We start from the raw sequence: 19,785 nt of genomic DNA on the forward strand, positions 1-19,785 counted from the left end.
AAACTGAAACACCGCGCTGCCTGAATCGCGGGCAAGCCCGCTCCCACAGTCTGTGTGATGCGTTTAGAACCCCACACTTGCCTGCACAAAGAACGTACGCGGCTCGCCCAGGTAAATCCCCGCGTTGTTGTCGCTGGAGCGGGTGTAGTACTCCTGGTTGAACAGGTTCTTGATCCCCGCTCCCACTTTCAGGTTCGACGCTTGCGGGCCGAAGTCGTAGCCAACCCGGGTACTCCAGGTCGCATATCCGGGAATATCACCGTACTGGCCGTCCGGGGTCGGATCAGTGATGTACACCCCGCCCGTGCCCGGCGCGCGTTGCTGGGACTGGGCAAACATGTCCAGGTTGTAGGTCCAGCGGTTGACCACATACCGCGCGCCCAGGTTGACTACCTGGCGCGAATACAGCGGCAGGTCACGGCCCTTGAAGTTGGCTATGTCTCCCTCGGACGTGGCCTTGGTGTAGGTAAAGCCCGCATTGACCGACAGACCGTCCAGGCGCGCGTCCAATGCCGACATGTCGTAGTGCACCGAAGTCTCGATGCCCTGGTGCTTGGTCGCGCCCAGGTTGGTCCAGCCCACATCGTTACTCACGTATTGCAACTCATCGGCAAAGTCGATGTAGAACAGCGTCACTTCACCGCCCCACACTCCATTGTCGTAGCGCGTACCCAGCTCGTAAGTCTTGGCCTTTTCAGGACGCAAGCCTGCCGCCGTGGCATCACCTACACCCCCCTGGCCCAGCTGGAAGTACTGCAGGCTGCCGAACGAAGTTTCATAGTTGGCAAACAGCTTCCATGCATCCGACAGGTGATACATCACGCTCAGGGCCGGCAGTGCTTCGCTGCTGTCGATGCTGCGGTTTTTCTCCTGCACCGGCTTGCCGTTGTTGCCCAGCACCGGGCGGTCGTGCCAGTTGGTGCTGATGCGCTCAAAGCGGATCCCCGGGGTGACCGTCCAGTTGCCCACATCGATCTTGTCATCGATATAGAAGGCGTTGGCCTCGGTGCCCCCAGTGCGGTCCTGATACACATGGCCGTCAGCCCCGGGCCCCGGTACGGGCACGTTATTGACCAGGTACACCTGGCTGGCCTCTTCATGCATGGCTTCCTTGAGATAGCGATAGCCCACACCCACTTCCTGGGTCACTGGGCCCAGGCTGAACACATGGGACACCCGCGGTTCGATACCAAAGGTGTGATAGCTGCGCGGGTAGGACGCCAGGGTTTGCAGGTTGCGCGCGGCAATATTGCTGCCACGGAAGCTGTCGGTGTAATAGGTCAGGACTTCAAACTGGGTCTGGTCGTCGATCTGCCGCAAGTACTTGAAAGACACATCCTTGCGCCGTCCGGTGAAGTTGTCGTAGTCGCGCAGCGACTGGTACGGGTCGGCGTCGAACTGCTTCTGGGTCAGGCCGCCGGGCATGTCTGCCGTGGCGTCGTAATAGTGGAAATTAAGGGTGAAGTCATCCTGATCGGTGGGTGCCCAATGGGTCTTGAGCAACACGTCATCGATATCGTTGTCGTTGTTGCGCGCCCTGTAGCCATCGCCCTTGACCCCGGAATACAGCAGTGCGGCGCCGATGCCGTTGTCTGCCGTGCCGCCGAGGAAGGCCGATTCGATGTGCTTCCAGCCGCCGCGCTCGGAAGTCTCCAGGGTGGTGCCGACTTCGCCCTGAAAGGTCTCGGGAATGGCCCGGGTCACAAAGTTGATCACCCCGCCCACGTTTTGCGGCCCGTAGCGTACCGAACCGGCGCCGCGCACCACGTCGATGCTGTCCAGGTTGCCCGAGGAAATCGGCGCCATCGACAGTTGTGGCTGACCGTAAGGAGCGAATGCCGCGGGAATACCGTCAATCAATACAGTGGAGCGCGGCGACAAGCGCGAAGTCAGGCCACGCACGCCGACGTTCAAGGAAATATCGCTGCCGCCGGTGCCGTTGGATTCCTGCACCTGCACACCCGGGATGCGCTTGAGGGCATCACTGACGTTCATAGTGCCCTGCTCGACCATCGCCTCGCGGCGAATCACCGTGCGGGCGCCGGGGTGGTTTTGCACCACGGCATCGTTGGCATCGCTCAGCCAGTTACCGACCACCTTGACATCCACCGGCCCCAGCTCCAGCGGGCCGGATGCGGCGGCACTGACCGCCGGTGCGGCACGCAGGGTCACGGCATCGCCACTCAGCTCATAGCTCAGGCCACTGCCTTGCAGCAGGCGGCCCAGGGCTTGCTCGGGCGACAGATTGCCATCGACGGCCGGGGCCTGTTTGCCTGCTACCAGTTGCGGGCTGAAAAATACCTGCAGCGAAGTTTGCTGTGCCAGTTGGCTCAAGGCCGAGCCCAGGGGTTGGGCCTGAATATGGATGGCGCTCGACGCCGCTTCGCCAGCAAAGGCCGCCGGCATCGCGGCGCTGACCGCCAGGGCCAACGCCAGCGGCAGCAGGCGTGCCCGAGTCAGGCAGGAAGGTGTGCGCAAAGGTGTTTCAAGCGAGCAAAGTCGCCCACGAGGATTGTTGTTTTTCACGTCGAGTCTTGCCCTGTTGATCGCACTTGAGTGCGACTGTTAATGCAAACCAGTTGCAGTTGTTCAAGAAGACGAAGAACTCGAAAAAAACCTGAATCCAGTGGCCAATTATTTTTTCGCGATGATTTCCTGGCTGCCGTCTGCCCGCGTCATGATCGCGACCGGCAAGATCTGCGGCAGCGCCTTGAGCAGGGCATCGGTGTCATTGGTTTTGAACACGCTGCTCAGGCGCATTTGCGCCACCGCCGGCGTGCTGACGTGTAACGGTTTGTCGCGATAGCGCGACACTTGCGCCGCCACGTCTTCAAGGCTGGCGTCTTCGAATACCAACTGGCCCTTGCGCCACGCCGTCAACGCACGGGTGTTGACCGGCTGCGCGGCGGCCACCCGGCCACGCTCATCGACTACCGTACCCAGCCCGGCCGTCAGGTTGACCACTGCGTCCGGGCTGGCCCCCTGCACCCGCACATGCCCCGACTCCACCGCAACGCGGGCCTGGTCGCCTTCGCGCAGCACGTCAAAGCGGGTACCCGTGACGGTTACCTGGCCGGCCCCGGCCTGCACCACAAACGGCCGGTCGGCATCATGGGCAACGTTGAACATGCCCTCGCCGCGCTCCAGCTCGACAATACGCTGCTGCCCTTCGTAGCTGACGCGCATCAGGCTGCGGCCATTGAGTTCAATGGCCGAACCATCGGGCAATGTCACGGTACGACGCTCACCCAGCGCCGTGGCAAATGTTGCGTGATAGCCGGCAGAGGCTTGCAGCTGCATCCATATGCCCGCCCCGGCCGCCACCGCGACAAGGCTGGCTGCCAGCCCGTAGGCCAGAAACGAACGCCGGCTGTGCCGCGGTGCAGGCACTTCACACAGCGCCTGCAAACGGGCCTTGGGCAACAGATCGGCGGCAGACCACAAACTGGCCAGCCACTGGTATTCGGCCTCATGGCTGGCGTGTTGCGTGCGCCAGGCCTGGAATTCGGCCTGCTCGCCAGCATTCAGGGTTTGCGCTTGCACCCGGGTAAACCAGGTGGCAGCCGCGTCACGCACACTGGCACTGCCACAGGTACAGTCTCGTGTATCCATCCTGCAATCCTTTACCGATGTCATCACGGAGCCTCCACGCGTTCACGCAGATGGCGCAGGGTGCGGATCATATACTTTTCCACCATGTTTCTGGACAGCCCCAGGCGCTCGGCAATTTCGGCCTGGGTCAGGCCTTCGATCTTCTGCCAGACAAACACCTTGCGGCAATTGAGCGGCAGTTCCTGCAAAGCCCTTTCGACCGACTCAGCCAACTGGATAGCGCGCATATACTGCTCCGGATCGCCGGTTTCGGACGAACTTGGGGGAACGGCTGCCAGCTCCTTGGCGTCGCGTAGCTCTTCGCGGCGAAAGCCGTCTACCGCGATATTGCGTGCTGTCTGGTGCAAGTACGCCCGCGGCTGCTCGACCGAATCCGGGTTGGATTCGAGCACGCGGACAAAGGTGTCATGGGCCAGGTCTTGCGCCTGCTGCCGATTGCGCAGGCGCCGGGTCCAGGTGCCGATCAACTCTTCGTAATGTTCAAAGAAGCCCGTTTTGCGGGGCACTTTCTGAGTCATCGCACGGGACTGCACAGGTGGGGCGCGAATAGTAATGCTTCCTATTAGAGCCAGCAATCACCGTGATGACCGAAGATTGCCACCTGCTACATTTCGGCCTTGGCCAATAGACGCTGCTCGACCTGTGTCGCGCCGCTCAAACCGTAGCGCCGGGCGGTGAGCAAGCCGACCAGCCCCATCATCGCGCAGAACGCCACGCACACCCAGGGGCTCCACGGCATCAGGGCGATCAGCAGCAACGGCGTGGTACTGGCCCATAGCGCATAGGCGATATTGTAGGTGAAGGAAATTCCCGAAACCCGTATCGGCGCCGGAAACAGGCCCACCATCACCGACGGCACCACCCCGACAATCCCGCAGGTCAAGCCGGCGAACGCATAGGCCAGGCCGGGCATAATCCACTGCCCGACCAGGCTGGCGTAAAGCAGGCCGATACCCAGCGGCAACAGCACACTGTATAGCGCAATACTGCGCCACACGCCTATACGATCAACGATCAACCCGGCCAGCACACAGCCGATATTCAAAAACACTATGCCCAGGCTGCTCAACGCAAAGGTATGGCTGGCGGTCATGCCGAAGCGTTGCTGCATCACGGTCGGGGTGATGACCACAAACACCACCACGGCGCTGGTGAGCACACAGGTCAACAACGCGGCCGGCAGCAAGGACGCCCGGTGATCACGCAGGACGGTGCGCAAGGGGAATTCGGCACGGCCCTCCTTGCGTTCACGCAGGGCCAGAAACACCGGTGTTTCACTCAGCCAGCGGCGTAGCCACACGCCAATCACGCCGAACACGCCGCCGAGCAGGAACGGAAAGCGCCAGGCGTAATCGAGGATCTCGGCCGGGGTGAACAGTTGCGCCAGCAGCGTTGCGGTCAAGGCACCTATCAAATAGCCGAAGGTCAGCCCGGCCTGCAAAAAGCCCAGCGCAAAGCCTCTGCGCCCGGCCGGTGCATGCTCGGCCACGAACACCCAAGCACTGGGCACCTCGCCCCCGACCGCTGCGCCCTGCAGGATGCGCAAGGCCAGCAGGATCAGCGGCGCGAAGTAACCGATGTCGGCGTAAGTGGGCATGATCCCGATCAGCAGGCAGGGCAGCGCCATCATCAGGATGCTCAGGCTGAACACCCGCTTGCGCCCCAGGTGATCGGCAAAGTGAGCCATCAGGATCCCGCCCAGTGGACGTGCCAGATAGCCAGTCACAAAAATCCCGAAGCTTTGCAACAGGCGCAACCACTCGGGCATGTCCGGCGGAAAAAACAGCTGGCTGAGGGTCAGGGCAAAGAATACGAAAATGATGAAATCGTAAATTTCCAACGCTCCGCCCAGGGCAGCAAGGCCAAGGGTTTTATAGTCGGAACGGGTAAAGCGCACCGTTGTGGCTTGAGTATCGGCAGACATAAATAGGCTCAATATGAACGGGACACGCCTATATTGGCGTTTGCGGTCGAGGGCGCGAGCATAGCAAAACCTGTGGGCAATCACTCAGTACCTGTGGCAGCTGGCTTGCCTGCGATTACGGCACTGCGGTTGGCCGGGGTAACTACGCCGATATCATCGCGGGCAAGCCCGCTCCCACCAGAATCTGCTAGCAACTAGCCCTGCCACCCCCCACCCAGCGCCGCGAACACATCCACCAGCGACAGCGAGACCTGCGCCGTGCTGTCCACCAGCGCCGCTTCGTTGGCCAGCAACGCGTTTTGCACCGTCAGCACGTTGAGAAAGTCCACCGTGCCCTGGGCATATTGCTGGTGAACGCTGTCCAGTGCCCGCTGGCTATGCACCACTGCCTGCTTGAGGCTGTCGCGCCGACGCTGGCTGGCCTGATACGCCACCAGCGTATCGTCCACCTCATGCCAGGCGCGCAATACGGTTTGCTGGTAGGCAATACCCGCCTCCTGCTGGCGCCCTTCCTGCAACTGCAAGGCCCCCTGCAAACGTCCGCCCTCGAACACCGGCACGCTCAGGCCCGGGCCGAAGGCAAAATTGCGCGACCCCCAACTGCCCAGATCCGACAGCTGCAGGGCTTGAAAACCGAGACTGCCCGACAGGGTGATCCGCGGATAGAAATCCGCCTCGGCCATGCCGATCGCCGCAGTGGCTGCATGCAAGCGGGCCTCGGCACGACGAATGTCGGGGCGCCGTTGCGCCAGCTCGCTGGGCAGGCCGACCGGCACATCCGCGCCGTAGGCAGGCACGTCGGCCGCTGCGCTCAATTGCGCCTGCAAGGCCCGTGGTTCGCGGGCCAGCAGCAAGCTCAGGGCATTGATCAACTGTGCGCTGCGTTGCTGCAAGGGTGCCTGGCGCGCTTCGATCTCGGCCACTTGGGCCGCAGCTTCAGACACCTGTAAATCCGTGGCCACGCCCTCCCGCAGCTGCAACCGGGTCAGTTCCAGGCTGCGCCGGGCGATCTGCAGGTTTTGCTCGACCACCGCCAGTGCCTGCTGAGTGCCGCGCAACTGGATATAGTGCTGCGCGGTCTGCACGATCACCAACAGTTGCACCGCATTGCGATCCTGTGCGGCCACCTGCACGGAGGCATCCGCCGCTTCCACCGAACGCTTCACCCGGCCCCACAGGTCAGCCTCCCAACTGAACCCCAGGCCGCCACTCCACAGGTTGAAGGCCTGCCTGCCACTGTTCCCGGAAGGGTCACTCAAACCCTTCTGGCTGTTGCGGCTACGACTGTAGGCTGCCGCTGCATCCACCTCGGGCAAGGTGTCGGCATTGATCTGACGGCGGATCGCCAGGCTCTGTTGCAGGCGGCTGGCCGCCAGTTGTACATCAAAGTTGCGCTGCTGCGCCTCGCGCACCAGGGCAGACAATTGCCGATCACCGAAACGGTCCCACCAATGCAGGTCCACAGCTGTATCTACTGCGCGATTGTGCCCCGGCTCAGTGGGCACCGACGCCCAGCCCGCAGGCAACTTGGGCACGGGCGCCTTGAAGTCCGGGCCGACCACGCAACCACTCAGGCTCAGTACGCTGTAACAGGCCACAGCCCAGGCCACTGCATGTTTTTTCATCGTGTGCTGACCTGCTGAGCGTGCGCCATGCCCGTGTCGATGGAGGCATCCACCGACATCCCCAGGCGCAATTGGCTGGCCAGTAGCTGCCCGTGATCCAGCGTGACTTTCACCGCAATGCGCTGGGCCACTTTGGTGAAGTTGCCGGTGGCGTTATCCGGGGCAATCGCCGCGAACGTCACCCCCGTGGCCGGGGCAATGCTGTCCACGGTGCCTTGCAGGGTCTGGCCCGGAAAGCTGTCGACCTTGATCGTCACGCGCTGCCCTGCCTGCATGTGGGTGAGTTGATGCTCGAGAAAGTTGGCCACCACATAGGCGTCGGCCAGCGGTACCACCGCCATCACGGTGTCGCCGGGTTTGACGTAAGCCCCCAGGCGTACGCTGCGCCGCCCCACCACACCGTCAAACGGCGCCAGCAGTTGCGTATGCGACAAGTCCAGCCCGGCCCGTGCCAGCAAGGCCTCGGCATACTCCACCGATGCTTGCGCGGCCGTGGCCTGGGCGGCCAATACGCGGGTTTGCTGGCGGGCGGCTTCCAGGGCGGCCTTGTGCTGTGCCAACTCGGCACGAGCGGTCAGCGAGCGGTTTTTCGCCTGCTGGGAGTTCTGCAGCGTACCTGCACCCTGCCCCGCCAGGTGCTCATAGCGCTGCAGTTCATGGCTGGCAAATTCCACCTGGGCCACATCCGCATCCACCGTGGCCTTGGCCTGTTCGATCAGCGAGCGTTGGCGTTCCAGCATCGCCAGGGCATTGACCCGTTGCGCCTGCGCCGTCGCCACACTGGCTTGCGCGGCCTGCACCGCTGCGCAGTAGTCCTGCGGGTCGATCCGGGCCAGCAACTGCCCGGCCTTGACCGGCTGGTTATCCTGCACCAGCACCTCGTCGATAAACCCCGCCACTTTGGGCGCAATCAGGGTGAAATCGGCGCTGACAAAAGCATCATTAGTGCTCTGCACGGTACCCGTGACAAAGACCAGCCGCCACAGCGCGTACAGCACGATAACTGCCAGCGCGACGGCTGCGGCCAGGACCCAGGGCTTGCGCCCGCTTGTTGTACTCATTTCACAACTCCAACAGGTGTGCCCGGCGCGTAGATCCGCGTGGGGCCAAAAGGGATTAACACAATCAGGAAAAGCGCCAGGACGGCCATGTACAGATAAAGATCGGAACTGGTCAGCACCACGGCTTGCTGGTGAACCCGGTGCGCCAGGTCGGTACCCGTGCTGACCAGCGGCGAGTTGCCCAGGCGGTCGAGCAACATGGTTGAGTGGTAGTGCTCGCGGTTGAGGGTCAGCACCCCCAGCACACTGCTGGCTGCCACCGCCGAAAAGCCTTTAACGGTATTGAACCAGGCCGAGGCAAACGGCCCGTCTGCCGGGTTCAGGCCTCCGGTGGCGAGCATCAGCAAAGGAATCACGGCCATGGGCTGGGCGATGATCTGTATCGCCTGCAGCCCGTAAAAGTTCTCACGGCTCCACTGCGACGTGACCTGCGAGCCGATGCCACACGCCAGCGCCAGCAGCCCCAGCCCTATGGCCAGCACCCAGCGGCAATCGACCCAGCGCAGGTTGCACACCGCAACCACCAGCGGCAGCGCAATCAATTGCGGCAAGGCCACCATCAGCATCACCGGCGCGGTTTCCAGGGGCCGATAGCCCTGTATCTGAGCCAGATAGCTGGAAGGGATCTTGATCACCGCCAACAGCACAAACAGCACCCCGCCCAGCGTCAGCAAAGCGTGGCTCAGATTGCGGATTTTCAGTAATTGCAGCTTGAAAAACGGCAGCGGGTGCGACCATTCATTAATGAAGAACAGCACCATCAGGGTGCTGCCCGCGACGATGAAAAAACGGATCATCGACGACTCAAACCAGTTCAGGCGTTGTCCCAATTCCAGCGCCAGCACCAGCATGATCAGCCCCGGCAAGCCCAGCAGCAGGCCACGCCAGTCGAACTGTTTGAACCGCTCCAGGCGCAACGGGTCTTGCGGCAAGCCCCAGGCCACGCACGCCATCGACAACAATCCCAGGGGGATAATTTGCCAGAAAGCCCATTGCCACCCGGCGTACTCCACCCACCAGGCGGACAGCGGTGTACCGAAGCTGGGGCCGAACGTCGCGGTCAGCGCATAACTGCCCAGGCCGTACAGGCGAATGCCCGGCGGCAGGAAGCGCAACGCCACTGACATCAGCATCGGCGGCAAGGCCCCACCGGCAAAGCCTTGCAAGGTGCGCAGCAGCATCAGCACATCGACATTGGGGGCCAATGGGCAAAGGATGCCCAGCAGTAAAAAGGCGCCGATGGCACACAGGGTAAAACGGCGCAGGGAAAAGGTGGCTGCACACCACGGCGCAAAGGCCATGGCACTGATGGACGTGGCCGAATACACCGCCAGCAACCAGGTGCTTTCGTCATAACCGATACCCATGGCCCCACGGATATCAGGCATGGCCACCTTGGTCACATTTTCGTTGAACCCCGACACCAGCACGGCCAGTAAAACGCCCAGCAGACCGGTAAAAATCCGCAGCCCAAAAGCCGCACTGCCGGCCGGGGCCGGAATGGGTGCCACGGCACCTGCAACCAGCGCCGTCACAGCACAGCTCCAGGCGCCAGACTGCGCCCGTGATCAAACCGCCAATACATGGCTGACTCCGTCGTCTTGATAGATGACAGAAAGTTTAATCAGCCGGCATAGCTATAAAAATTGATAAATAACTAACTGTGGAGTGCGTCAGACGCAATGATCGGCTGAGCATTATGTTCTGTGAGAGCTGACTTGCCTGCGATGCAGGCGCTGCGGTTTGTCTGGATAACCGCGTAGATACCATCGCGAGCAAGCCCGCTCCCACAGGGTTGAGGCCTATACCACGGCATTCTCGCAAAAGGTCTTGAGGGTGCGACGCAGCCAGCGGTGGGCATGATCGTTGTCCAGCCGCGGATGCCAGGCCTGGACAATATCCACCGGTTGCAAGGTGATCGGGAGCTCGAACGGGCGCAGTTTGAGGCCAAGTGGCTCCAGGTTTTTGAGCAGCACCTGGGGCATCAGCGGCAGGATCAGGTCCTCCCCGGCCAGGGCAAAAATCGCCGAGTAGAACGTCGGCGTGGTGAACGACACCCGCCGCTCCAGCCCCAGCTCGGCCAGCAGCGCGTCAATCGGCCCGCGGGCATGGCCCCTGCGTGACACGCTGATATGGTCAAAACCGGCAAAGCGCCGGGCCGTAATGGGCTCATCGAAAATCGGATGCCCTTGCCGCGCCAACCCCACAAACGGACAGGTAAACAACCTTTGTACCTTGATATCCGAGCTGAAGCGGTTAGTGGCGCAGATAGTCAGGTCAATGCGGCCTTCATTCAGCGCCTCGTCATCGGTAAAGCCCTCAGGCACCACCCGCAACGTGGCCTTGGGCATGTCCAGGGCCATTTGCTGGCGCAATGCTGCGCCATACACGCCAAAAAATACGTCATTGGCGCGAATGCTGAATGTTCGCTCCAGCTCACGCAAATCACTGTTCTGGCTCTGGGTAAACACCCCGTGCGCCAGCTCGACCACCCCGCGCACTTGTTCACGCAACTCCAGTGCACGCGGCGTTGGCACCAGCCCACGCCCCGAACGCACCAGAATGGGGTCGTTCAAGACCTCGCGGATGCGGGTCAAGGTGCGGCTCATGGCCGGGGCGCTCAGGTTCATGCGCCGGGCCGCGCCCACCACAGAGCCTTCTTCGAGCAAGACATTCAAGGCAACCAGCAGATTCAAGTCAGGTATTTGCATGGGCCAAAGGGTATCGGCTAACGCTGCCCCTGCCTAGCCAGCCTGTAATGCACCATTGTTGCGCAGCAGGTAAAACAGTTTCGCACACCCTTAGCTAGCTAACTAAGAGTGGGATTGATACATTGCCGCTCGTCAGGTTTGCGCCTGACGCTCTCTTTGGTTGAGATTTTTGGCCATTACCGGATCCCCATGATGGTAATGGCCTTTTTTATGCCTGCCGCTTTCCTCCCCTCGCAATAGAGCCATCCCCAGTGGTGGACACGCCTGACCTGAACTACGCTGCCAGCCCAATCCACTACAGTGATTGGGGACTTTATGCAGTTGGGTAAAAAGATTTCAAATCTGGAAAAACTGGTCTGCAAAAATTACCGCTGGATTCACGCTACCCGCATCAGCCTGGCGTTCCTGATTACCTTTGTCGTCATCCGGTTTTTCAAACTCGACGGCGCCTCCTATGCCCTGATCACCATGCTCATCGTCATGGGCCCACAGCCCTACTGGGGCAACGTGTTTTCCCGCGCGCTGCAACGTACCGGCGGTACGGTGCTGGGCGCGCTGTCGGGTCTGGTGGCGCTGTATCTGGAGATGCATTCCTTTGCCCTGATGCTGCTGTGGTGCGGGGTGATGATGTTTATCGCCGGTTACCTGACCCTGGGCAAACACCCCTATATGGCCCTGCTGATCGGCGCCACGCTGGCAGTGGTCAGTTGCGCACCGCCCAACGACATGGAGTCGGCCCTCACCCGCAGCGGTTATGTGCTGGCGGGGTCTTTGCTGGCCATGCTTTACACCAGCATCTACCCGCAGCGTGCCTACACCGACCTGCGGATCAAATTCGGCGAAAGCCTGGGCAAGATCAACAGCCTGTACTCGCAGTATTTCTCGCCGCGAATTCCCGAGCGCCCCAACCTAGATGATCAGTTGAAGGACGAACTGGACGCGGTGATCAAGTTGCGCAACTACATCTCCCCCGCCAGCAACGAGAGCAACCTCAAGCCACAGGTGTTCGAGTCCCTGCAAACCCTGCACCGCAACCTGCTGGCCACCATGAGCCTGATGATCGATGCCTATTGGTCTTCGCGCGAGAGCCACCTGCTGATCGAGAGCGAGCCCGCCCTCAACGGCCTGCACCACCTAATCCCGCAGGCCCTCGAATCGTTGCAGAACAAACTGTGCGAGGGTATTTCCAACAACCAGATCAGTGGCGAGCTACGGCAGAAAACCCACGACCTGCATGAACTGGTGCTCAAGAGCCTGGACGGCAAGATCACCGAAACACCCTTCTATGCCTATGTCTGGCTGAGCCTGGAAATGCTCCGGCAATTGACCGAACTCAACGACCAGTTGCATGCCGCGCTGTATCACTGCGGCCATCGGCATTTGTTTAAAAACGGCAAATTACCGGACGAAAAATAACAACGCTTACTCATTTAGACGAACAGCTTTAACTGTTTAGATGACATATCGCACTAAAGATGAAGTTTTTTCTGACCTAAACAACGTATCACTGGCCAAAAGCAACGCATTGAAACGTTACAAAAACACCATAACCAACTGTTTTATAAGAAGTTTACAGGCAAACGCTGCCTTTCAATTTGTGTCAACAGACTCTTTGTCGCGTTCCGGTCTCGCCTGGCCGCCCGGTGATTATGGTCTAGGCTCTGCCTCGCACCCGTATTAATGGATTTGAACGGTTGAGCTTATGAAACGAGAACAGGCATTAAACACCCCCACTCAAACGTCACCCTGCCTTCGCACGTCCCCGTCGTGTGGAGTGTTTTGCATGCGCGCACGCCTGAGCGGCACTCCAGAACTTTAATTCTTACCGCACTGCAGATAGGAGGGCTTATGCAGCTCACCCCCAGAGAAGTCGAAAAGCTGATGGTTTACACCCTGTCGGACGTGGCATTCCGGCGCAAGGCACGCGGCTTGAAGCTGAACTACCCGGAGGCCGTGTCAATCATCACCGTCACCGCCCTGGAAGGCGCCCGCGACGGCAAGTCGGTTGAAGACGTAATGACCGAGGCCAGCAAGGTACTGACCAAGGATGACGTGATGGAAGGCGTCAGCGACCTGATTCCCAACGTACAGGTTGAAGCGATTTTCACCGACGGCAGTCGTCTGGTTACGGTCCACGACCCGATCAAGTAAGCACCTGCCCTGAACCCGGTTAACGCAAGACCGCCACGTTTCGAGGAGTCAGTCATGAGCACCAAAGAGACCAACAGCCCGCACCAGGATACCCACCCGAACCACAGCATCCCCCACGCCAAAAACCCCGGCGGTATCAGCAAGGGCAATGAAGCCGATGTGCCACTGGGCGGTACCCTCTACGCCAGCACGCCCATCACCTTCAACGAAGACCGCCCCGTCACCAAAGTCAAAGTGCGCAACACCGGTGACCGGCCGATCCAGATCGGCTCGCACTTTCACTTTTTCGAAGTCAACCGTGCCCTTGAGTTCGACCGTGCTGCCGCTTTCGGCAAGCGCCTGAACATCTCGTCCACCACGGCTATCCGCTTCGAGCCGGGTGACGAAATTGAAGTGCCGTTGATCCCCTACGGTGGCAAGCAAACCCTCTACGGTTTCAACAACCTGGTTGACGGCTGGGTACCCGACAAACTGACCAGCAGCCATGAGCGCCCGGAAAAACTGCAAGCCATTCAGCGCGCGCGCGACCACGGCTTCAAGTTCTCCGAGCCGGGCAAGCCGTCCAAGCCTGTCAACGACAAGTAACCCGCATTTTCATACTTTGCACACGCGCCGTTGAACCACTGACGCCCGCGCGGCATTAGAAGAGGAGCCACCGATGCCTACCATTTCACGCAAAGAATACGCAGGCCTGTTCGGCCCAACCACGGGCGACAAGATCCGCCTGGGTGACACCAACCTGTTTGTCGAAATTGAAAAGGACCTGCGCGGTTACGGCGAAGAATCCGTTTACGGCGGCGGTAAATCCCTGCGCGACGGCATGGGCGCAGACAACACTCTGACCCGCGACAACGGCGTACTGGATCTTGTGATCACCAACGTCACCATCATCGACGCCATCCAGGGCGTAATCAAAGCCGACGTGGGTATCCGTGACGGCAAGATCGTCGGTATCGGCAAAAGCGGCAACCCGGGCATCATGAGCGGCGTCACCCCGGGCCTGGTGGTCGGTGTGAGCACCGACGCCATCTCCGGTGAGCACCTGATCCTCACCGCCGCCGGGATCGATACCCATATTCACCTGATCTCGCCGCAGCAGGCCTACCACGGGCTGTCCAACGGCATCACCACCTTCTTCGGCGGCGGCATCGGCCCAACCGACGGCACCAACGGTACCACCGTGACCGCTGGCCCCTGGAACATCCGCCAGATGCTGCGCTCGCTTGAAGGGCTGCCGATCAACGTCGGCATGCTGGGCAAGGGCAACTCCTTTGGCCGCGACCCGCTGGCCGAACAGATCATCGCCGGTGTCGCCGGGCTCAAGGTTCACGAGGACTGGGGCGCAACCTCAAACGCACTGCGCCATGCGCTGCGTACTGCCGACGAGATGGACGTACAGGTGTCGGTACACACCGACAGCCTCAACGAATGCGGTTATGTCGAAGACACCATTGATGCCTTCGAAGGTCGCACCATTCACACCTTCCACACTGAAGGCGCCGGTGGCGGTCACGCCCCCGACATCATCAAGGTGGCCAGCCAGAGCAACGTGCTGCCGAGCTCGACCAACCCGACCCTGCCCTACGGCGTCAACAGCCAGGCCGAGCTGTTCGACATGATCATGGTCTGTCACAACCTCAACCCGAACGTGCCGGCCGACGTGTCGTTTGCCGAAAGCCGCGTACGCCCGGAAACCATCGCCGCCGAAAACGTGTTGCAGGACATGGGCGTGATTTCCATGTTTTCCAGTGACTCCCAGGCGATGGGCCGGGTCGGTGAAAACTGGCTGCGGGTGATGTAAACCGCCCATGCGATGAAAGTCTCCCGCGGCAAGCTGCCGGAAGACAGCGCCGACAACGACAACTTCCGCGTCCTGCGCTATGTGGCCAAGATCACTATCAACCCGGCCCTGGCCCAGGGCATCAGCCATGTGCTGGGCTCGGTGGAAGTCGGCAAGATGGCTGACCTGGTGCTGTGGGACCCGCGTTTCTTCGGGGCCAAGCCGAAGATGGTAATCAAGGGCGGCATGATCAACTGGGCGGCAATGGGTGACCCTAACGCCTCCCTGCCCACCCCGCAGCCGGTGTTCTACCGCCCGATGTTCGGTGCGTTCGGCAAAAGCCTGCAAGACACTTGCGTGACCTTTGTGTCGCAGGCGGCACTGGAAGACGGCGTCAAGGAAAAGGCCGGGCTGGAGCGTCAGGTCATGGCGGTTCGCGGTTGCCGCACCGTGTCGAAAAAAGACCTGGTGCGCAACGACCAGACTCCGCATATCGACGTTGACCCGGAAACCTTCGCGGTAAAAGTCGACGGTGTGCACGCCACGTGCAAACCCATCGACGTGGCCACCATGAACCAGCGTTATTTCTTTGGCTAACGCCTGAACGGGCCGCTGCCGGGGTGCGTGCATCCCGGTGGCAACCCCCGGAACATGATTCAGGGAAGGAGCTTGCAACGTGATTTTGATTGAACACATTTTGGGCAATGCCAAGAAAGACCCGCACTGGCAACACAAACTCGAAGGCGCCAAGGTTGACCTGCTGGTGCTCGACCAACGTGAAGCGCAAAAAAGCCGCTGCCGTCGCACCAGCCTCGGCGGTCTCGACCTGGGCATCTCGCTGGAACGCAACGTAGTGCTCTCGGACGGCGATGTGCTGCTGTGGGATGAGGCTTCCAACACCGCCGTGGTGGTGCAGCTGAACCTGCGCGACGTCATGGTCATCGACCTGCGCGAGCTCAAGCAGCAACCCCTGGACGTACTGATCAAGACCAGCTTCGAACTGGGACATGCCCTGGGCAACCAGCACTGGAAAGCCGTCACCAAGAACAACGAGGTCTACATCCCGCTCACCGTCGAAACCAAGATGATGGACTCGGTGATGCGCACCCACGGTTTTCAACACCTGCCGTACGCCTTTGTTGGCGGCGCCGAAATCCTGCCACTGCTCACCACATCCGAGGCGCGCCTGCTGTTTGGCGGTGCCGAAGAAACCGACACCCATGTTCACGTGGCCAGCCCGCAAGACAAGCTGGACGCTGCAGCCCTGAAGATCCAGGGCGTGCACAGCCATGACGCACACAGTCACAGTCACGACAACGGCCATACGTTCCACAGCCATAAGCACTGAACCCGGCAAGAAGGCGCATAGATGAACGCATCCGATCTAATTCGCATCATGCAGTTTGGCGACTCCGTATTGCCAGTGGGTGCCTTTTCGTTCTCGAATGGCGTGGAATCGGCCATTCAAAAAGGCATCGTTCACGATGTCGCGACCCTCAAGGGTTTTGTGCTTACCGCCCTCAAGCAGGCGGCCAGCTGTGACGGCATGGGCGTGGTCGCTGCGCATCGGGCTGCCGTGGCTGAAGACCGCGACGGCATTTTGCGCGCCGACTGGGCGGTGAATAACCGCAAGCTCAACGAAGAAAGCCGCTTGATGGCCACGCGCATGGGCAAAAAACTCGCCGAGATGTCGATCCATGTCGTGGAAAAACCGCTGGTGCGCTGGTGGCTTGAACAGATCAAGGCCGGCAACGCGGCAGGCACCTACCCCGTCACCCAGGCCGTGGTGATGTCGACCCAGGGCATCGGTGCCCGTGAGGTGGTGGTGATGCACCAGTACGGCGTGGCCATGACCATCCTCAGTGCCGCCATGCGCCTGATGCGGGTCACTCACCTGGATACCCAGCACATCCTCTTTGAACTCAACCACGACATTGAAGCCTTCTGTGATATCGCCGAAATCGGCGATATCGAGCAGATGTCCTCCTATGTCCCGATTGTCGATGTGCTCGCCGCCGTACACGTCAAGGCGCATGTACGGCTATTTATGAACTGACACCCCGGGCTGCGTCGGCGTGTGTCGACGCAGCTTCAGCTCCCCTATCTGGTAAGGAAATAACCGTGAAAAAGATTACTCGTATTGGTATTGGCGGCCCGGTCGGTTCAGGTAAAACCGCGATCATCGAAGTGATCACCCCGATCCTGATCAACCGTGGCTACAAGCCCTTGATCATCACCAACGATATCGTCACCACCGAAGATGCCAAGCAGGTCAAGCGCACCCTCAAGGGCATCCTCGACGAAGACAAGATCCTCGGCGTCGAGACTGGCGCCTGCCCGCACACCGCAGTGCGTGAAGACCCGAGCATGAACATTGCGGCGGTCGAGGAAATGGAAGAGAAGTTCCCCGACAGCGACCTGATCATGATCGAGAGCGGCGGTGACAACCTGACCCTGACCTTCAGCCCGGCCCTGGCCGACTTTTATATCTATGTGATCGACGTGGCCGAAGGCGAGAAGATCCCGCGCAAAAACGGCCCGGGCCTGGTGCAGGCCGATATCCTGATCATCAACAAGATCGATCTGGCCCCCTACGTCGGCGCCAGCCTGGACGTGATGGAAAGCGACACCAAAGTGGTACGCGGCAACCGCCCGTATATCCTCACCAACTGCAAGACCGGCCAGGGCATTGAAGAGCTGGTAGACATGATCGAGCACATGTTCCTGTTCGCACAAAAACCGGCGGTCAAAAGCGGGGTCAGTGCATGACAGCGCAGAGCCAGATCGTGAACAACCCGTCACGGCTACGCGCTCACTCACTCGGCATTGATGCGCCGGAGCTGTCGCAGTACCAGGACGAACCTGCGCAAATGCACAGCGGTGCCGTGGGCAAAAGCGGTTACTTGCGCCTGGGTTTTGAAAAGCGCGGTAATCGCAGCGTGCTGGCCGATATGGAGCGCCGCGTGCCGTCGCTGGTGCAGCGGGCCTTGTATTGGGACGAAGAGATGCCCGAGCTGCCGTGCGTGACCATGATTTCAACCTCCGGTTGCATACTGCAGGGCGACCGCCTGGCCACGGACGTCAACGTGGGGGTGGGTGCCTGCGGGCACGTCACCACCCAGTCGGCAACCAAAGTGCATTCGATGAATGCCAACTACGCCTCGCAAATCCAGCACTTCACCGTCGAGGCTGACGGCTACCTGGAGTTCATGCCCGACCCGCTGATCCCCCATCGCAATGCACGGTTTATCACAGACACGCAAATCAGGATCCACCCTACGGCGACGGTCATCTACTGCGAAACCCTGATGTCGGGGCGCAAGTACCACCATGTGGATGAGCGTTTCGGCTTTGACGTGTACTCCTCACGGGTGCGTGCCGAGAACCTCGAAGGCCGCGAGCTGTTTGTCGAGAAGTACATTCTTGAGCCCAAAAAGGAGAGCCTGGACGCCATCGGCGTGATGCAGACCTTCGATGTGTTCGGCAACGTGGTGTTGCTCACGCCCAAGGAACATCACGACCGGATCGTGGAACGCATCCCGGCGCTGTTCGACATGGAGGCCGGGCTGGCCAGCGGCGTGACCCGCCTGCCCAACGACTGCGGGCTGATCTTCAAGGTGCTGGGCAACGACAGTGGCGAGGTCAAGGCGCAGATTCGCGAGTTCTGGAAGGTGGCCCGCGAAGAAATTTTTGGCGTGACTCTGCAGCCGGCGTTTTTGTGGAAGTAAAAAGATCGAGGCTTTTGTAGCAGCTGCCGTAGGAACGAGGCTGCGTTCGGGCGCGTAGCGGCCGCAAAACCTGAAATCAGAGACTAGCTGACACAGCGCAGGTGTCTGATTTTACGACTGCTTCGCAGCCGAACGCAGCCTCGTTCCTACGGCAGCTGCTACGCAAGCTGATCCTGGCCAAATGCTCAATCGGGAGAGTCAATATGGAAGCTGCATCCAAGTGGTCGAAAATCGCGGATGGCAATGTCGTCCTTGAATTTATCGACGTCACCCTGCGCGGTTGTGCTCAGGTCATGTTCCAGAACAACCCCCTCACCGGGCTGCTGTTCTTTGCCGCGATCTTTGTCGGCGCATTTGGTGAAGGCATTCCGGCCATGGCCTTCGGCAGTGTGCTGGGCACCGCCGTGGCCACCTTTACCGGCATGCACCTCAAGGACCGCACCTCCTGGAAGGCCGGCCTGTACGGCTACAACGGCTGCCTGGTCGGTGCTGCCCTGCCGACCTTTCTCGCCGTGAGCCCCATCCTGTGGCTGTGCATCATCCTCGGCAGCGTGGTCTCGGTAATCGTCACCATCTGCATTGCCGATATTCTAAAAACCTGGAAAGTCGCCGCCCTCACCGCCCCCTTCGTGCTGGTGACCTGGACCATGCTGCTGGCCAGCTACGCCTTTGGCGGCCTGACTTCCAGCGCCCTGCCCGTACCCAACCTGCCCCACGATCTGGTCGCGTACAACACTAGCCTGTTCGACGGCATCGACCTGTTCAAAAGCACCTTCTACGGGATCTCGGAAGTGTTTCTGATCAGCACCGTGCTCGGCAGCGTGCTGTTCCTCGCCGGGCTTGCGGTGTCGTCGTTGTGGGCAGCGGTGTTCGGCCTGCTGGGCTCGCTGCTGGCAGTGCTGGTGGCCGTGGTCCTGCAAGCCGAACACGCCAGCATCAACAACGGCCTGTATGCCTTCAGCGCTGTGCTGACCGCCATCGCCCTCGGATCGACCTTCAACAAGCCCAGCTGGCGCGTGCTTATCTACACCCTGATCGGGGTGATTTTCACTGTATTTGTACAGGGCGCCTTGAATACAGTACTGGCCCCAATTGGCATCCCGACCCTGACCATGCCTTTTGTACTGGCATCCTGGTTGTTCCTGGTGCCTAACCAAGACGTGATGCCGGCCCACCGCCAATAATTTCGATCC

At 60.5% G+C, this 19,785-nt stretch carries 15 protein-coding genes and 2 pseudogenes; 9 read left to right on the forward strand and 8 right to left on the reverse strand.

The genetic code is table 11. The features are described from left to right. Positions 1–63: 63 nt before the first annotated feature. The 8 genes from BLU25_RS04465 to BLU25_RS04500 form a co-directional block, all read right to left on the reverse strand. Complete coding sequence (locus tag BLU25_RS04465; protein ID WP_016781186.1) at positions 64–2,478, reverse strand: TonB-dependent receptor; 2,415 nt, start codon at positions 2,476–2,478, stop codon at positions 64–66. A gap of 156 nt (positions 2,479–2,634) precedes the next feature. Then, a complete protein-coding gene (locus BLU25_RS04470) occupies positions 2,635–3,612 on the reverse strand; it encodes a FecR family protein (RefSeq protein ID WP_016781187.1) in 978 nt (325 codons plus the stop codon). A gap of 23 nt (positions 3,613–3,635) precedes the next feature. Continuing rightward, a complete protein-coding gene (locus BLU25_RS04475; RefSeq protein ID WP_029611450.1) occupies positions 3,636–4,130 on the reverse strand; it encodes a sigma-70 family RNA polymerase sigma factor in 495 nt (164 codons plus the stop codon). 86 nt (positions 4,131–4,216) lie between these two features. After that, positions 4,217–5,536, reverse strand: coding sequence for an MFS transporter (locus BLU25_RS04480; RefSeq protein WP_016781189.1), 1,320 nt, complete (start codon positions 5,534–5,536; stop codon positions 4,217–4,219). Positions 5,537–5,730: 194 nt separating this feature from the next. Then, positions 5,731–7,161 carry an efflux transporter outer membrane subunit gene (locus BLU25_RS04485; RefSeq protein ID WP_016781190.1) on the reverse strand — a complete coding sequence of 477 codons (1,431 nt, stop codon included), beginning with the start codon at positions 7,159–7,161 and terminating at the stop codon, positions 5,731–5,733. Further along, a complete protein-coding gene (locus BLU25_RS04490; RefSeq protein ID WP_016781191.1) occupies positions 7,158–8,222 on the reverse strand; it encodes an HlyD family secretion protein in 1,065 nt (354 codons plus the stop codon). Before BLU25_RS04490 ends, BLU25_RS04485 begins: the two co-directional genes overlap by 4 nt. Beyond that, a complete protein-coding gene (locus BLU25_RS04495) occupies positions 8,219–9,757 on the reverse strand; it encodes an MFS transporter (protein WP_016781192.1) in 1,539 nt (512 codons plus the stop codon). Before BLU25_RS04495 ends, BLU25_RS04490 begins: the two co-directional genes overlap by 4 nt. A gap of 267 nt (positions 9,758–10,024) precedes the next feature. Next, the gene (locus BLU25_RS04500; protein ID WP_016781193.1) at positions 10,025–10,933 is read right to left on the reverse strand and encodes a LysR family transcriptional regulator; all 909 of its coding nucleotides are present in this window, start codon (positions 10,931–10,933) and stop codon (positions 10,025–10,027) included. Between the two features lie 315 nt (positions 10,934–11,248). On the opposite strand from BLU25_RS04500, the gene BLU25_RS04505 reads away from it, so the two are divergent. From BLU25_RS04505 to yut, 9 genes and pseudogenes are all read left to right on the forward strand, one after another. Further along, entirely contained in the window at positions 11,249–12,349 is a 1,101-nt protein-coding gene (locus BLU25_RS04505; RefSeq protein ID WP_016781194.1) for an FUSC family protein, read from the forward strand. A gap of 432 nt (positions 12,350–12,781) precedes the next feature. Further along, entirely contained in the window at positions 12,782–13,084 is a 303-nt protein-coding gene (locus tag BLU25_RS04510) for an urease subunit gamma (protein WP_016781195.1), read from the forward strand. A 159-nt stretch (positions 13,085–13,243) separates the two neighbouring features. Continuing rightward, a pseudogene (ureB, locus tag BLU25_RS23865) lies at positions 13,244–13,540 on the forward strand (urease subunit beta); the annotation flags it as partial. Between the two features lie 202 nt (positions 13,541–13,742). Beyond that, positions 13,743–15,461, forward strand: a pseudogene (locus tag BLU25_RS04520) (urease subunit alpha). Between the two features lie 79 nt (positions 15,462–15,540). Further along, complete coding sequence (locus BLU25_RS04525; RefSeq protein WP_016781199.1) at positions 15,541–16,212, forward strand: urease accessory protein UreE; 672 nt, start codon at positions 15,541–15,543, stop codon at positions 16,210–16,212. 21 nt (positions 16,213–16,233) lie between these two features. Continuing rightward, the gene (locus tag BLU25_RS04530; RefSeq protein WP_016781200.1) at positions 16,234–16,920 is read left to right on the forward strand and encodes an urease accessory protein UreF; all 687 of its coding nucleotides are present in this window, start codon (positions 16,234–16,236) and stop codon (positions 16,918–16,920) included. Positions 16,921–16,985: 65 nt separating this feature from the next. After that, positions 16,986–17,633: an urease accessory protein UreG gene (gene ureG, locus BLU25_RS04535; RefSeq protein ID WP_016781201.1), complete on the forward strand. Its 648-nt coding sequence runs from the start codon at positions 16,986–16,988 to the stop codon at positions 17,631–17,633. Then, positions 17,630–18,592 carry an urease accessory protein UreD gene (locus BLU25_RS04540; protein WP_016781202.1) on the forward strand — a complete coding sequence of 321 codons (963 nt, stop codon included), beginning with the start codon at positions 17,630–17,632 and terminating at the stop codon, positions 18,590–18,592. The genes ureG and BLU25_RS04540 overlap by 4 nt, the downstream gene beginning before the upstream one ends. Positions 18,593–18,795: 203 nt before the next feature. Beyond that, positions 18,796–19,776: an urea transporter gene (gene yut / locus BLU25_RS04545; protein ID WP_083369539.1), complete on the forward strand. Its 981-nt coding sequence runs from the start codon at positions 18,796–18,798 to the stop codon at positions 19,774–19,776. Positions 19,777–19,785 lie beyond the last annotated feature (9 nt).

Origin of the sequence: Pseudomonas fragi (assembly GCF_900105835.1) — a bacterium.
Taxonomy (GTDB): domain Bacteria; phylum Pseudomonadota; class Gammaproteobacteria; order Pseudomonadales; family Pseudomonadaceae; genus Aquipseudomonas; species Aquipseudomonas fragi.